Here is a 15689-nt window from a genome sequence, read left to right on the forward strand (position 1 = left end):
CTCTCCTCGACGCGTCACAGGGAGCGTTCGACCTTGACCTGGTCGAAGACCTCGATCTTGTCGCCGACCTGCACGTCGTTGTAGTTCTTGACGCCGATCCCGCACTCCATGCCGTTGCGCACTTCGTTGACGTCATCCTTGTAGCGACGCAGCGATTCCAGGTCGCCCTCGTAGATGACCACGTTGTCGCGCAGGACACGGATCTTCTTGTTGCGATGCACGGTGCCCTCGACGACCATACAGCCGGCCACGGCACCGATCTTGGGCGCCTTGAAGACGTCGCGAACCTCGGCCACGCCGACAATCTCTTCCTTCCACTCCGGCGCCAGCATGCCGCTCATCGCCTGCTTGACCTCGTCGATCAGCTGGTAGATGACGCTGTAGTAGCGCAGGTCGAGACCCTCGCGCTCGATGATCTCGCGCGCGGCGGCATCGGCACGGACGTTGAAGCCGACCACGATGGCGTCACTGGCCAGCGCCAGGTTGGCGTCGGTACCGGTGATACCACCGACCCCGGAGGACACCACGGCGACCTGAACCTCGTCGGTGGAGAGTTCTTCCAGCGCGCCACGGATCGCTTCCAGCGAACCCTGGACGTCGGCCTTGAGGACGATGTTGACCTTGGCCACCTCGTCCTGGCCCATCTGGCTGAACATGTTCTCCAGCTTGGCCTTCTGCTGACGCGCCAGGCGTACCTCGCGGTACTTGCCCTGACGGAAGTTGGCGACTTCGCGCGCCTTCTTCTCGTCGGCGAGCACCATGAAGTCCTCGCCCGCCTCGGGGGTGCCGTCCAGGCCCTGGATCTCCACCGGCATCGACGGACCGACCTGCTCGACCTGCTTGCCGAGCTCGTTGGTCAGCGCCCGCACGCGGCCATAGTGGAGGCCGGCCAGGACGATGTCGCCCCGGTTCAGGGTGCCGTTCTGGACCAGCACGGTGGCCACCGGGCCGCGGCCCTTGTCGAGGCGCGATTCGACCACCACGCCCTTGGCCGGCGCTTCGGGGACCGCCTTGAGCTCGAGCACCTCGGAAACCAGCAGGACCGCCTCGAGCAGAGCATCGATGCCGTCGCCGGTCTTCGCCGAGACGTGGACGAACTGGGTATCGCCGCCCCACTCCTCGGAGATCACGCCGTGCTGCGACAGCTCGTTCTTGACCCGATCGGGATCGGCGCCGGCCTTGTCGATCTTGTTGACCGCGACCACCAGCGGCACACCGGCCGCCTTGGCGTGCTCGACCGCCTCGATGGTCTGCGGCATCACGCCGTCGTCGGCGGCGACCACCAGGATGACCACGTCGGTGGCCTGGGCACCGCGCGCACGCATGGCGGTGAACGCCGCGTGACCCGGGGTATCGAGGAAGGTGATGTCACCCGTTTCGTGCTCGACGTGGTAGGCGCCGATGTGCTGGGTGATGCCACCGGCCTCGCCGGTCGCCACCTTGGTGCGACGAATGTAGTCGAGCAGCGAGGTCTTGCCGTGGTCGACGTGACCCATCACCGTGACCACCGGAGCGCGAGTGATCTCCTCGCCCTCGTAGGAGATACCCTCGAGAACCTCGGTCTCCAGCGCATCGTCCTTGACCAGCTTGGGCTTGTGGCCCATTTCCTCGACGACGATCGCCGCGGTGTCCTGATCGATGGTCTGGTTGATGGTCACCGCCGCGCCCATGGTGAACATGGCCTTGATGACCTCGTTGGCCTTGATCGCCATCTTGTCGGCCAGGTCGGCGACGCTGATCGACTCGGGGATCGCCACTTCGCGCACGATCGGCTGCGTCGGCTTCTGGAAACCGTGCTTGCCGCCACCGCTGTCGCGACCGCCACGACGGCTGCCCCGACGCTCGGCACGCTTGACCTTCTTGCCGCTGCCGCGACGACGCTCGGCACGCTCTTCGCGATCCTCGTCGCGACTGGTGTCGTGGCGTCCCTTCTTGGCGGCGGCCTTCTTGGGATGGGCACGGCGGTTGTCGCTGCGCGGTTCCTTGGGCGGCGCCTCGACCACCGGCGGCTCTTCCGCGGGCAGCTCGAGCTCGGTGGGAATCTCCTCGGCCGGCTTGTCATCGGCCTTCGGTGCCGGCTCGGCGGCTTCCTGCTGCTTGGCCGCTTCCGCTTCCTCGGCCTGCTTGGCCTCGGCGGCCTGCTGCGCCTCGCGCTCGGCCTTCTCGCGCGCCTGGGTGGCATCGGCCATGTCACCGACCAGTTGCCGCGGCCCCTGATCGACGGCTTCCGGCGCCTCTTCCTCCTGAGCCTCCTCGCGCTTGACGTAGGTCCGCTTCTTGCGCACCGAGACCTCGATGCTCTTGCCGCGGCCGTCGCCGGAGCGAATCCGACTCTTGGTCTTGCGCGTCAGGGTGATGCGATTCTTGGCACCGCGACCGCCACCATGACTCTGGGTGAGATGGTCGAGCAGACGCTGCTTGTCCTCTTCGGACACCGCATCGCCCTCGGCCTTGTGCGGGAGCCCCGCTTCCTTCATCTGTTCCAGCAGGCGGGACGTGTCACGCCCCACCTTGGCTGCAAAATCTTTAACCGTCATTTCTGCCATTACGACCCTCCTGAGCCCGTGACCTAGTTACTCTTCACTCTCGAACCAGGGCGCACGGGCGGTCATGATCAGTGCCGCGGCGCGCTCTTCGTCCACGTCCTCGATGTCCTTGAGGTCATCGACGGACTGTTCGGCAAGATCCTCCATGGTGACGATGCCACGGCTGGCCAGAATGAAGGCCAGGTGACGGTCCATGCCGTCCATCTCGAGGAGGTCGTCGGCGGGCTGGGCGCCGTCGAGTGCCTCCTCGGAGGCGATTGCCAGGTTCAACAGCTCGTCCTTAGCGCGTGCGCGCAACTCTTCTACCAGGTCCTCGTCGAATTCCTCGATCTCGAGCATCTCCTCGAGCGGCACATAGGCGATCTCCTCCAGCGAGGTGAAGCCCTCCTCGACCAGGATCCGCGCCATTTCCTCGTCGACCTCGAGGTGGTTGATGAAGTACTCGACCAGGGTGTCGACCTCCTGCTCGCGCTTGCCCTCGGCCTCTTCCTCCGTCATCACGTTGAGCGTCCAGCCGGTCAGCTCGCTGGCCAGGCGCACGTTCTGGCCGCTGCGGCCGATGGCCTGGGCCAGGTTGTCCTCGGCAACGGCCACGTCCATGGCATGGGCGTCCTCGTCGACGAGGATGGACGCCACGTCGGCCGGCGCCATGGCGTTGATCACCAGCTGCGCCGGGTTGTCGTCCCAGAGGATGATGTCGACGCGCTCGTTGCGCAGCTCGTTGGAGACCGCCTGGACCCGCGAGCCCCGCATCCCCACGCAGGCGCCGACCGGATCGATGCGCTTGTCGTTGGTCTTGACCGCGATCTTGGCCCGCGAGCCCGGATCGCGGGCGGCGCCCTTGATCTCGATGAGCTGCTCGGCGATCTCGGGAACCTCGATCTTGAACAGCTCGATGATCAGTTCCGGGCGCGTCCGCGACAGGATCAACTGTGAGCCGCGCGCCTCGGCGTCGACCTTCCACAGCAAGGCGCGAACCCGCTCGTTCATGCGGTAGCGCTCGCCGGGGATCATTTCGCTGCGCGGCAGGAAGGCCTCGGCATTGTCGCCAAGGTCGATGATCAGCCCGTCACGTGTCGTCTTCTTGACGATCCCGGCGATCAACTCACCCTCGCGCTCGGCATAGTGGCGCACGATCTCGGCGCGTTCGGCTTCACGGACCTTCTGAACGATGACCTGCTTGGCCGTCTGCGCGGCGATGCGACCGAAGGCGGCGTTCTCGATGCGCTCCTCGACCACGTCGCCCAGGGTCAGCGGCGGATCACGCTGCTCGGCGAACGACTGCTTGATCTCGGCGTCGGGATTCTCGAACTCGTCATCCTCGACCACGACCCAGCGCCGGAAGGTCTCGTAGTCGCCGGTGACCCGGTCGATCTGGACCCGCACGCTCACTTCCTGGCCATCGAAGCGCTTGCGTGATGCGCTGGCCAGCGCCGCCTCGACGGCGCCGAAGATCACGTCGCGGGGCACGCCCTTTTCGTTCGAGATCGCGTCAACGACCAGCAGAATCTCTTTGCTCATGCCTTAAGCCTCGCCAGAAATCAGTCCTTATCCATCGAACTGCGGAACGATCCGCGCCTGATCGATGGTATCGATGGGAAAGCAATACTCTTCGCCGTCGAGCTGCAGCAACACCTCGTCGTTCTCGACGCCCGCCAGCAACCCCTTGAACTTGCGGCGCCCATCGAACGGCGAGCGCAGGCGCAAGGCCACGACATGCCCCTGGTAGCGAGCGAACTGCTCGAGCGTGAACAGGGGGCGATCCATGCCGGGCGACGACACCTCCAACTGGTACTGGCCAGGGATCGGGTCCTCGACATCGAGGATGCCGCTGATCTGCCGGCTGACGTCGGCACAATCGTCGACCGTGATGCCATCGGGACTGTCGATGTACACCACCAGACGGGAGTGCTTGCCCTGGGAAAGATGGTCGATACCCCAGAGCTCAAACCCCATGCCGGTCACCACCGGTTCGATGAGTGCGTTCAGCGCAGCGTCCTTGATTGCCACAGATGAAGGCTCCTACAGCAGTTGCATCAGGCACCTGACCGGGAGTAGAGAGGAAAGCTAGGTGGCTGATTGGCGTTAGCGTCAGCGGTGCGAACCGCTAACAAAAAGCCCCTTCATAGGAAGGGGCCTTTCAAGAAACTTGGTAGCGGGGGCCGGATTTGAACCGACGACCTTCGGGTTATGAGCCCGACGAGCTACCAGACTGCTCCACCCCGCATCATAGGTTGGCGATTATAAAAATCCGCTCGCCCCTCGGTCAAGGACCCGAGCGTATCGCCACGTCTTGCCAATCGTGCTTCTGAGCGGGCCGTCATGCGGGCCTTCAGATGGTGCCGAAGGGGGGACTTGAACCCCCACGACCATAAGGTCACTACCCCCTCAAGATAGCGTGTCTACCAATTCCACCACTTCGGCATCAGGGGGCGAACACACAGTCGATCTTGCTGACTCACCGTGTGCTCGTTGCTCGGACAACCTCGGAACCCGAAAACTGCCCGAAACAGCACTACATTTCAACGTCTAAGGCGTGGAGATCACTCTCCGGAATCCTCTAGCGTTGGCGCAGTATTATCCCCACCTTGATCGCTTTCGTCAAGGGTCGGCACCGATTTCTGCTGTTCGACCACCTTGGCGTCGGGAATCCCCACCTCAGGCGCATTGTCGGCCTGGGAGGAGGCGAAGTACGCCAGCGCCAGCGAGGTGGCGAAGAACGCCGCCGCCAGGGCGCCGGTCAGCTTGGCGAGAAAGCTCCCGCTGCCGCGCGAGCCGAACACGGTCTGGGAGGCGCCGCCACCGAAGGAGGCCCCGGCATCGGCACCTTTGCCCTGCTGCAACAGGACGAGGGCGACCAGCGCGATGGCGATCGCCACATGAATCATGAGAATGGCAACTTGCATGGTTGTTTAACCTGCTGACTGACAGATGGCTAGAAAATCGTCGACCTTGAGCGAGGCACCGCCCACCAGGCCGCCGTCGATGTCCGGCTGGGCGAGCAGTTCGGCCGCGTTGTCGGCATTCATGCTGCCGCCGTAGAGCAACCGCATTCCCTCCGCCAGCGAGCGATCGAAGCCGGCCTGATAGGCACGGATCTCGCTCATCACTTCCTGGGCCTGCTCGGGGGTCGCGGTGCGCCCGGTGCCGATCGCCCAGACCGGTTCGTAGGCGATGGTCACCGCGGCACGCTGCGCCGGCTCCAGACGCGCCATCACGGCCCCCACCTGACGCAGCACCACATCGCGGGTGCGGCCGGCATCGCGCTCCTCGAGCGTTTCGCCGACACACAGGATGGGGCGCAGCTCGGCCGTGAGCGCCGCCAGCAGGCGGTCGTAGACGTCGTTGTCGCTTTCCCGGTAGAGCGCCCGGCGCTCGGAGTGGCCGACCAGCACGTAGTCGACGCCGAACTCGCGCAGCATGCCGCCGCTCACCTCCCCGGTATGCGCACCACCGTGCTGGGGATTCAGGGTCTGGGCGCCGAGCATCACCGGCGTGCCGCCCAGGGCCCGCTGCGCGGCCGCCAGATAGGGAAACGGCGGAATCAGACAGACCTCCACGGACGGAGATAGCCCGGCCTCGGCGAACGCCTCGCCGAACCGCTCGACCAGCGTCAGGGAACCGTTCATCTTCCAGTTGCCGGCGATCAGCGGCATGCGCATGAGCTACCCCCTTTCTCGAAGTGGTGCAAGATGGTATAGGAGCGTCCCGGGCAAGACAACCGCCCCGGATCAGGCGATCAGTGCCTCGACCTCGGCGGCGATGCGTCGGGCCAGCCCCTGAACGTCGAAGCGCGGCCGTCCCTCGACCATCACCCGGATCAGCGGCTCGGTGCCCGACGGTCTCAACAGCACCCGCCCCTCGTCGCCCAGCTCCTCCTCGACCGCCGCCACGGTGCGGGTCAACGACTCGCTGGCCAGCAGTGCGGGCTTGTCGGTCTGGGGCGTCAGGCGCACGTTGACCAGGGCCTGGGGCGCTTTCTCGAAGCCGTCGAGCAACGACGCCAGGGAGCGTCCCTGGCCGACCATGATCGCCACCACCTGCAGGGCCGAGACGATGCCGTCGCCGGTGGTCTGGATGTGGCCGCAGACGATGTGCCCCGAGGATTCGCCGCCCAGCTGCCAGCCGTTGGCGATCAGCCGCTCCATGACGTAGCGGTCGCCGACCTTGGCCCGCTCGAAGGGAATCCCCAGCGCAGCGAGCGCCGCGGCCAGGCCGAAATTGCTCATCAGCGTGCCGACCACGCCGCCGCCCAGCACACCACGCTCGTGCCGGTCGCGGGCGATCAGGTAGAGGATGTCGTCGCCGTCGACCTCGCGGCCGTCGGCATCGACCAGGATCACCCGGTCACCGTCGCCGTCGAAGGCGATACCCAGGTCCGCGCCATGCTCGATGACCGCCGCGCGCAGCGACGCCGGGTGCGTGGAGCCGACCTTCTGATTGATGTTGAGCCCGTCCGGCGCCGAGCCCAGCACGCGGACCTCGGCCCCCAGCTCGCGGAATACGCTGGGCGCGATGTGGTAGGTGGCACCGTGAGCGCAATCGAGCACCACCTTGAGCCCGTTCAGTGCCAGACGCTGCGGAATCGTCGACTTGCAGAACTCGATGTAACGGCCCGGCGCGTCGCCGATGCGCACCGCCTTGCCCAGCCGGTCGGCGGAGACGGTCTCCAGCGGCTTCTCGAGCTCGGCCTCGATCGCTTCCTCGACGGCGTCGGGCAGCTTGGTGCCCTCGGCGGAGAAGAACTTGATGCCGTTGTCCTGGAAGGGATTGTGCGAGGCGGAGATGACGATGCCGGCATCGGCGCGGAAGGTCCGGGTCAGGTAGGCGATCGCCGGCGTGGGCATGGGCCCGAGCAGCGACACGTCGACGCCGGCGGCCGAGAGCCCGGCCTCCAGGGCCGACTCGAACATGTAGCCGGAGATACGCGTGTCCTTGCCGATCAGTACTTTGGCATTGGGATTGTGATGCTCCAGCACCCGACCCACGGCCCAGCCCAGCTTGAGCATGAAATCGGCGGTGATCGGATACTCCCCCACCGTGCCACGGATCCCGTCGGTCCCGAAGTAACGTCGTGTCATGGTTCAGCGCCTTCCTGTAGCACGGCCCAGGTCATGTTGATGGCATCCACGCTGGGGCCCACATCGTGAACGCGAAGAATCCGCGCCCCGCGTTCGACGGCCAGCGTCGACAGCGCCAGTCCGCCCGCCAGGCGCTCCTCGACCGGGCGGTCGAGCACCTGCCCGATCATGCGCTTGCGCGACATCCCGGCCAGTACCGGCAGGCCGAAGTCGGCCAGCGTGTCCAGGCGATTGAGCAGGCGCAGGTTGTGCGCGACGGTCTTGGCAAAGCCGAAGCCCGGGTCGAGGATCAGCCGCTCGCGGCGGATACCCGCCTTTTCGCAGGCGGCGATCCGCTCGGCGAGGAACGTCGCCACGGCCTGCTCCACCGGCTCAGCATAGTCGGCCGCCTGCTGCATGTCCCCCGGTTCGCCGAGCATGTGCATCAGGCAGACCGGCAGCCCGCTGGCGGCCGCCACCTCGAGCGCAGCAGGCCGGCGCAGCGCACGCACGTCGTTGAGCATGCCGGCACCGGCGTCGCTCACCGCGCGCATCACCTCGGGCGAGCTGGTATCCACCGAGACCAGGGCGTCGAGCTCGTGAACCAGCGCCTCGACGATCGGCACCACCCGGTCGAGTTCGGCCTGCTCGGGAACCGGCTCGGCCCCGGGGCGCGTCGACTCGCCGCCCACGTCGATGATCGCCGCACCCTCGGCGAGCATGGCCTCGGCATGGCGCAGGGCATCGTCGCGAACGGCGAAGCGCCCGCCGTCGGAGAAGGAGTCCGGCGTGACATTGAGGATCCCCATCACCCGGGGGTAGGAGAGGTCGAGCCGGTGCCGACCGCACTGCAACACGGCCTCGGATGCGACATCTGTCATGGCAGGGTCCCGATGGCAAAAAGCGTCACTCTAATCAGAGCCTCATAACGGTGCAAGGCGCCCCGAAGGGCGCCTTGTCCGTGGTCACGAAAGTGGACCGTCAGTGGCCGGCGGGGCCGCCCAGCGGATCGGATGGCCGGCGGCCGGGACGCTCGTCCTCGTCCTCGCCGTCGTCCGCCTCCGGCTGGTGGTCGATGACCGGCGACCCGCTGCCCGAGTCGTTGCCGTCGTCCCAGTCCTTGGGCGGGCGTGGCTTGCGACCGGCCATGATGTCCTTGAGCTGGTCGGCGTCGATGGTCTCGTACTGCATCAGCGCTTCGGCCATCCTGTCGAGCTTGTCGCGATTCTCGTCGAGCAGCTGCTTGGCGTGGGCGTAGCACTCGTCGATGATCCGCCGCACCTCCTTGTCGAGGCGCGTGGTGGTCTCGCCGGACTTGAGCTTGCCACCGCTCTGGCCCGGGCCGCCGAGGAACTGATGCGACTCGTCCTCATCGTACATGATCGGGCCCATCTCCTCGGACAGCCCCCACTTGGCGACCATGTTGTGGGCCAGTTCGGTGGCACGCTTGATGTCGTTGGAGGCGCCGGTGGTCACACCGTTGGGCCCCAGCGTCATCTCCTCGGCGATGCGACCGCCGAACAGCGAACAGATCTGGCTGATGATCTGCTGCCGCGAGAAGCTGTAGCGATCTTCCTCGGGCAGGAACATGGTCACCCCCAGGGCACGCCCGCGCGGGATGATGGTCACCTTGTAGACCGGGTCGTGCTCGGGCATCAGCAGGCCGATGATGGCGTGGCCGGACTCGTGATAGGCGGTGTTGAGCTTCTCCTTCTCGGTCATCACCATCGAGCGGCGCTCGGCGCCCATCATGATCTTGTCCTTGGCCAGCTCGAGCTCCTCCATGCCCACCAGGCGACGATTGCGACGCGCGGCGAACAGCGCGGCCTCGTTGACCAGGTTGGCCAGGTCGGCGCCGGAGAAGCCCGGCGTGCCGCGCGCGATCAGGCTGGGCTTGACGTCCTCGCCGAGCGGCACCTTGCGCAGGTGCACACTGAGGATGTGTTCGCGGCCGCGGATGTCGGGCAGCGGCACGGTGACCTGGCGGTCGAAGCGGCCCGGGCGCAGCAGCGCCGGATCGAGCACGTCGGGACGGTTGGTGGCGGCGATGACGATGATGCCGTCGTTGGCCTCGAAGCCGTCCATCTCGACCAGCAGCTGGTTGAGCGTCTGCTCGCGCTCGTCGTGACCGCCGCCCATGCCGGAGCCACGATGGCGGCCGACGGCGTCGATCTCGTCGATGAAGATGATGCACGGCGCCTGCTTCTTGGCCTGCTCGAACATGTCACGCACGCGCGAGGCACCGACACCCACGAACATCTCGACGAAGTCGGAGCCCGAGATGGTGAAGAACGGCACCTTGGCCTCGCCGGCGATCGCCTTGGCGAGCAGCGTCTTGCCGGTCCCCGGCGGGCCGACCATCAGCACGCCGCGGGGAATCTGGCCACCCAGGCGCTGGAACTTGGACGGATCCTTGAGGAAGTCGACCAGCTCCTCGACCTCCTCCTTGGCCTCGTCACAGCCGGCGACATCGGCGAAGGTGGTCTTGACCTGATCCTGGGTGAGCAGCTTGGCCTTGGACTTGCCGAAGCTCATCGGCCCGCCCTTGCCGGCACCGCCGCCCTGCATCTGGCGCATGAAGAACAGGAAGATCGCGAGGATGATCAGGATCGGGAAGCTGGCGATCAGCAGCCGCGTCCACAGGCTCTGCTCCTCGGGCTTCTTGCCGGTGACGCTGACGCTGTGCGACAGCAGGTCGTCCATCAGCTTGGGATCCTGCGCCGCCGGGCGCACGGTCTGGAACTTCGAGCCGTCGTCGCGCTCGCCGTTGATGGTGTAGCCGTCGATCGTCACAGAACGGACCTGACCGTTCTGCACCTGCTGGACGAACTGCGAGTAGTTCATCGTCTGCGGTGAGCTATCGACGCTGAAATTGTTGAACACCGTCAGCAGAACCGCCGCGATGACCAACCAGAGAATCAGGTTCTTCGCCATGTCGTTCAAGGGAATACCCTCATTGCATCAATCTGTCCGCCAAGCGTGCCCATGGCTCGACACTACCCTAGATGAGGGCGGTCGGCCACGCCTGCAAGCTCAGCCCTTGAATCCGTCTGCCAGCAGATAGACCTCGCGCGAGCGATCGCGCGACGCTCCCGGCTTGCGGGTGACCACCCGGGCGAAGCGGTCGCGCAGCGCCTTCAGGTAGTCGTCGAACCCTTCGCCCTGGAACACCTTGGTGAGAAGGCGCCCCCCGGGCGTCAATGTCTGGGTGGCCAGATCCAGCGCCAGTTCGACCAGGTACATCGCCTTGGGCTGGTCGATGGCGGCCATGCCACTCATGTTGGGTGCCATGTCGGAAATGATCAAATCCACCGGGCGCCCGTCGAGCTGCGCCAGGATCGCCTCCAGCACGGCATCCTCGGTGAAGTCGCCCTGCACGAAGCTGACGCCGGCCAGTGAGTCCATCTCGAGGATGTCGGAAGCGATCACCAGGCCGCCCGGCCCCACCCGCTCGGCCGCCACCTGGCTCCAGCCCCCCGGGGCCGCGCCGAGGTCGATCACCGTCAGGCCGGGCTTGAAAAGCCGATCCTTGTCGTCGAGTTCGAGCAGCTTGTAGCTGGCCCGGCTGCGATAGCCGTCCTGCCACGAACGCTGCACGTAGGGATCGTCGAAATGTTCCTTGAGCCAGCCGGCACTGCTCTTGCTGCCGGTGGCGGGCTTGCTGGAAGTGGTTCGCGCCACGCAATCACCTAAGCGGGCCTGCCCAAGGGGCGGGGCCTTGAATCACAGGGGTGTCGAGGGTGCGGGGAGAAACGTCGAGTGAGGTCAATCCGGCCGGAGCGCTTTGCAATGCCCGTCTTTCGCCTTACCATGGCGCGTTCAGTGGTCGCGACCCGGACCGATGCCGTCACGACCGTCGCCGACCGCACTTGCCGCTCCCCACGCACGCCAACCGGAACGATCACGATACCATGAGCTTGTCACAGGCACAAAAGAAAGCATTTCGCAGCATCGGCCATCATCTCTCGCCCATCGTGACGGTTTCCGACAACGGTCTGAGTGACGGCGTGATCGCCGAACTCGAGCGCGCGCTCGCCGATCACGAGCTGGTCAAGATCAAGATCGCCGTCGGTGAACGCGACACCCGCCGGGCCGTGGCCGAGCAGCTGTGCACCGATACCGGCGCCGAGCTGGTGCAGACCATCGGCAAGGTCGCGCTGCTCTATCGCGACAACCCCAAGGCCAATCCCAAGCTGTCGAACATCAAGCGCTTCGAGTCACATCACGGCCGGCACTGACCACCGCCCAGAGCGGTAAGCTTTAAGCCGTAAGCTGTAAGTAAAAGACAAAACACCCCCAAGGTTCAGCCTTGGGGGTGTTTTCTTACCGCTTACCGCTTATGGCTGCCCGAAGGGCTAGAGGTGCTCGACGCTGGAGATCTCGTACTCGACATCGCCGCCGGGCGTGCGCACGCCGACCACGTCGCCCTCCTCCTTGCCGATCAGCGCCCGGGCGATCGGCGAGGTCACCGAGATCTTGCCGGCCTTGATGTCGGCCTCGTCCTCGCCGACGATCTGGTAACGCACCTCTTCGTCGTTGTCGAGGTTGAGCAGTTCGACGGTGACGCCGAAGATCACCTTGCCGGTGCGGGGCATCTTGGTGACGTCGATCACCTGGGCCACGGAGAGCTTGGACTCGATCTCCTGGATGCGCCCTTCGATGAACCCCTGCTGCTCGCGGGCGGCGTGATATTCGGCGTTTTCCTTGAGATCGCCGTGCTCGCGCGCCTCGGCGATGGCATTGATCACCCGAGGACGCTCCACACCCTTGAGCTGGTTGAGCTCTTCACGCAGACGAACCTCGCCTGCCACGGTCATCGGGACCTTGTTCATGGTCTTGCTCCTGCGTGCAGTTCCTGAAGCCGCCGCACGGTGATCTGATTGCCGTACTCGAGCGCCATGCAAACGGCGCGCGCCCCCGCCAGCGTGGTGGCGTAGGGGACCTTGTGAGCAAGCGCGGTGCGACGGATCACGGAAGAATCGTTGATCGCCTGACGGCCTTCGGTGGTATTGACGATGTAGGCCACGTCGTCGTTCTTGATCATGTCGACGATGTGCGGGCGCCCCTCGAAGACCTTGTTGACGGTCTTGACCGGCAAGCCGGCCTGCTCGAGGGCCCGAGCGGTCCCGCGGGTAGCGATCAGATCAAAGCCTAATGCTAGCAAAGATTGCGCGACCTCGATAACGCCGACCTTGTCCGGTTCGCGGACCGAGAGGAAGGCGGTGCGATCGCCGGTGAGCGGCGGAATTGCCTCGCCGGCACCGAGCTGCGCCTTGTAGAAGGCCTCGGCGAAGGTCGAGCCGCTGCCCATCACCTCGCCGGTGGACTTCATCTCCGGCGACAGGATCGGGTCGACGCTGGGGAACTTGTTGAACGGGAAGACCGCTTCCTTGACGTTGTAGTAGCCGGGGATCAGCTCGGCGGTGAAGCCCTGCTCGTCGAGCGTCTTGCCGGCCATGCAGCGTGCCGCGACCTGCGCCAGCGAGGTGCCGATGCACTTGGAGACGAACGGTACGGTACGCGAGGCGCGCGGGTTGACCTCGATGACGTAGATCTCGCCGTCCTGCCAGGCCAGCTGGACGTTCATCAGGCCCACCACGTTGAGCTCGACGGCCATCTTCTTGACCTGCTCGCGCATCGCGTCCTGCACGTCCGAAGGCAGGGAATAGGGCGGCAGCGAGCACGCCGAGTCACCGGAGTGCACCCCGGCCTGCTCGATGTGCTGCATGATCCCGCCGATCACCACCGTCCTGCCGTCGGAGACGGCATCGATGTCGATCTCGATCGCGGCATTGAGGAAGTGATCGAGCAGCACCGGCGAGTCGTTGGAGACCTTGACCGCATGGGTCATGTAGTTCTCCAGCTCGTCCGCCGAATAGACGATCTCCATGGCCCGGCCGCCGAGCACGTAGGAGGGCCGCACCACCAGCGGGTAACCGATCTTCTCGGCCTTGGCGAAGGCGTCCTCGAAGCTGCGCGCCGTGGCGTTGGGCGGCTGCTTGAGACGCAGCTTGTCGATCATCTGCTGGAAGCGCTCGCGGTCCTCGGCGCGGTCGATGGCGTCCGGCGTGGTACCGATGATCGGCACCCCGGCGGCCTCGAGCTCGCGGGCCAGCTTGAGCGGCGTCTGGCCGCCGAACTGCACGATCACCCCGACCGGCTGCTCCTTGTCGGCGATCTCCAGCACGTCCTCCAGGGTCACCGGCTCGAAGTAGAGGCGGTCCGAGGTGTCGTAATCGGTGGAGACGGTCTCCGGATTGCAGTTGACCATGATGGTCTCGTAGCCATCCTCGCGCATGGCCAGCGCGGCGTGGACGCAGCAGTAGTCGAACTCGATGCCCTGGCCGATGCGGTTGGGCCCGCCGCCCAGCACCATGATCTTCTGGCGGTCGCTGGGCGCGGCCTCGCACTCCTCCTCGTAGGTGGAGTACATGTAGGCGGTGTGCGAGGCGAACTCCGCCGCACAGGTATCGACACGCTTGTAGACCGGGCGGATGCCGGCCTTCTGGCGGGCCTTGCGGAACTCCTTCTCGGAGACGCCGAGCAGCCTGGCCAGGCGCGCGTCGCTGAAGCCCTTGCGCTTGAGCCGGAACAGCGCGGCGCCGTCCAGCTCGGCCAGTGAGCGCTCGGCCAGCGCGCGCTCGGTGCGGATCAGATCCTCGAGCTGGACCAGGAACCAGCGGTCGATGTTGGTCAGCGCGAAGATCTCGTCGACGCCCATCCCGGCCCGCATGGCATCGGCGATGAAGAAGATGCGATCGGCGCCGGCGGCCTGCAGCTCGCCCTTGATCAGCGCCAGGTTCTCGTCGCTGAAGTCGGTGACCTTGGGATCGAGCCCGTCGTTGCCGGTCTCCATGCCGCGCAGCGCCTTCTGCAGCGACTCCTGGAAGGTGCGGCCGATCGCCATCACCTCGCCCACCGACTTCATCTGCGTGGTCAGGCGATCGTTGGCCTGGGGGAACTTCTCGAAGGTGAAGCGCGGAATCTTGGTGACCACGTAGTCGATGGCCGGCTCGAAGGACGCCGGGGTCTTGCCGCCGGTGATGTCGTTCTGCAGCTCGTCGAGGGTGTAGCCCACGGCCAGCTTGGCGGCGATCTTGGCGATCGGGAAGCCGGTGGCCTTGGAGGCCAGCGCCGAGGAGCGCGACACCCGCGGGTTCATCTCGATGACCACCATGCGGCCGGTGTCGGGGTCGACACCGAACTGCACGTTGGAACCGCCGGTCTCGACGCCGATCTCGCGCAACACCGCCAGCGAGGCGTCGCGCATGATCTGGTATTCCTTGTCGGTCAGCGTCTGTGCCGGTGCCACGGTGATCGAGTCGCCGGTATGCACGCCCATCGGATCGAAGTTCTCGATGGCGCAGACGATGATGCAGTTGTCGTTCCTGTCGCGAACGACCTCCATCTCGTATTCCTTCCAGCCCAGCAAGGATTCGTCGATCAGCAGCTCATGGTTGTTGGAGAGTTCGAAGCCACGGTTGCAGATCTCCTCGAACTCTTCCTTGTTGTAGGCCACCCCGCCGCCGGAGCCGCCCATGGTGTAGGAGGGCCGGATGATCACCGGGAAGCCCAGCTCGCGCTGGATCTCCCAGGCCTCGCTCATGGTGTGGGCGACCTGCGCCTTGGGGCACTCGAGGCCGATGTTGCGCATCGCCTTGTCGAACAGATCGCGGTCCTCGGCCTTGTTGATGGCGTCGGCATTGGCGCCGATCATCTCCACGCCGTGGCGGGCCAGTACACCGTGCTTGTCCAGGTCCAGCGCGCAGTTGAGCGCGGTCTGACCGCCCATGGTGGGCAGCAGCGCGTCCGGGCGCTCCTTCTCGATGATCTTCTCGACGGCCTGCCAGGTGATCGGCTCGATGTAGGTGGCATCGGCCATCACCGGGTCGGTCATGATGGTCGCCGGATTGGAGTTGACCAGGATGACCCGGTAGCCCTCCTCGCGCAGCGCCTTGCAGGCCTGGGCGCCGGAGTAGTCGAACTCGCACGCCTGGCCGATGACGATGGGGCCGGCGCCGATGATCAGGATGCTCTGGATGTCGGTACGTTTGGGCATGACGATTCCCGCTGAAGAATAAGT

General features: G+C 65.7%; 12 protein-coding genes and 2 tRNA genes. 1 reads left to right on the forward strand and 13 read right to left on the reverse strand.

The window, feature by feature from the left end; genetic code table 11:
* Positions 1-14: 14 nt before the first annotated feature.
* The 11 genes from infB to rlmE form a co-directional block, all read right to left on the reverse strand.
* Positions 15-2546, reverse strand: a complete 2532-nt coding sequence (infB, locus tag KGR00_RS22165) for a translation initiation factor IF-2 (RefSeq protein WP_224418185.1) — start codon at positions 2544-2546, stop codon at positions 15-17.
* A 27-nt stretch (positions 2547-2573) separates the two neighbouring features.
* Positions 2574-4067, reverse strand: a complete 1494-nt coding sequence (nusA, locus tag KGR00_RS22170) for a transcription termination factor NusA (RefSeq protein WP_129141851.1) — start codon at positions 4065-4067, stop codon at positions 2574-2576.
* Between the two features lie 27 nt (positions 4068-4094).
* Positions 4095-4556, reverse strand: a complete 462-nt coding sequence (gene rimP / locus KGR00_RS22175) for a ribosome maturation factor RimP (RefSeq protein ID WP_129141852.1) — start codon at positions 4554-4556, stop codon at positions 4095-4097.
* A 140-nt stretch (positions 4557-4696) separates the two neighbouring features.
* Positions 4697-4773: transfer RNA gene (locus KGR00_RS22180), tRNA-Met, on the reverse strand.
* Between the two features lie 110 nt (positions 4774-4883).
* Positions 4884-4970: transfer RNA gene (locus tag KGR00_RS22185), tRNA-Leu, on the reverse strand.
* 119 nt (positions 4971-5089) lie between these two features.
* On the reverse strand, positions 5090-5452 hold the full coding sequence (gene secG, locus KGR00_RS22190) for a preprotein translocase subunit SecG (RefSeq protein ID WP_129141853.1): 363 nt from the start codon (positions 5450-5452) through the stop codon (positions 5090-5092).
* A gap of 6 nt (positions 5453-5458) precedes the next feature.
* Positions 5459-6208, reverse strand: a complete 750-nt coding sequence (gene tpiA / locus KGR00_RS22195; protein WP_224418186.1) for a triose-phosphate isomerase — start codon at positions 6206-6208, stop codon at positions 5459-5461.
* Between the two features lie 69 nt (positions 6209-6277).
* The gene (gene glmM, locus KGR00_RS22200) at positions 6278-7627 is read right to left on the reverse strand and encodes a phosphoglucosamine mutase (protein WP_129141855.1); all 1350 of its coding nucleotides are present in this window, start codon (positions 7625-7627) and stop codon (positions 6278-6280) included.
* On the reverse strand, positions 7624-8487 hold the full coding sequence (gene folP, locus KGR00_RS22205; protein WP_224418187.1) for a dihydropteroate synthase: 864 nt from the start codon (positions 8485-8487) through the stop codon (positions 7624-7626). Before folP ends, glmM begins: the two co-directional genes overlap by 4 nt.
* Positions 8488-8587: 100 nt before the next feature.
* Entirely contained in the window at positions 8588-10549 is a 1962-nt protein-coding gene (ftsH, locus tag KGR00_RS22210) for an ATP-dependent zinc metalloprotease FtsH (RefSeq protein ID WP_224418188.1), read from the reverse strand.
* Positions 10550-10639: 90 nt separating this feature from the next.
* A complete protein-coding gene (rlmE, locus tag KGR00_RS22215) occupies positions 10640-11287 on the reverse strand; it encodes a 23S rRNA (uridine(2552)-2'-O)-methyltransferase RlmE (protein WP_129141857.1) in 648 nt (215 codons plus the stop codon).
* 230 nt (positions 11288-11517) lie between these two features.
* Here rlmE and yhbY point away from each other — a divergent pair, with 230 nt between their 5' ends.
* Positions 11518-11844: a ribosome assembly RNA-binding protein YhbY gene (gene yhbY / locus KGR00_RS22220; RefSeq protein WP_129141858.1), complete on the forward strand. Its 327-nt coding sequence runs from the start codon at positions 11518-11520 to the stop codon at positions 11842-11844.
* Positions 11845-11961: 117 nt separating this feature from the next.
* Here the strand turns inward: yhbY and greA are convergent, their stop codons facing one another.
* On the reverse strand, positions 11962-12438 hold the full coding sequence (gene greA / locus KGR00_RS22225; protein WP_129141859.1) for a transcription elongation factor GreA: 477 nt from the start codon (positions 12436-12438) through the stop codon (positions 11962-11964).
* Complete coding sequence (carB, locus tag KGR00_RS22230; protein WP_224418189.1) at positions 12435-15665, reverse strand: carbamoyl-phosphate synthase large subunit; 3231 nt, start codon at positions 15663-15665, stop codon at positions 12435-12437. Before carB ends, greA begins: the two co-directional genes overlap by 4 nt.
* Between the last annotated feature and the right edge of the window lie 24 nt (positions 15666-15689).

It is taken from the genome of Modicisalibacter sp. MOD 31.J, from assembly GCF_020147985.1.
Classification (GTDB): domain Bacteria; phylum Pseudomonadota; class Gammaproteobacteria; order Pseudomonadales; family Halomonadaceae; genus Modicisalibacter; species Modicisalibacter coralii.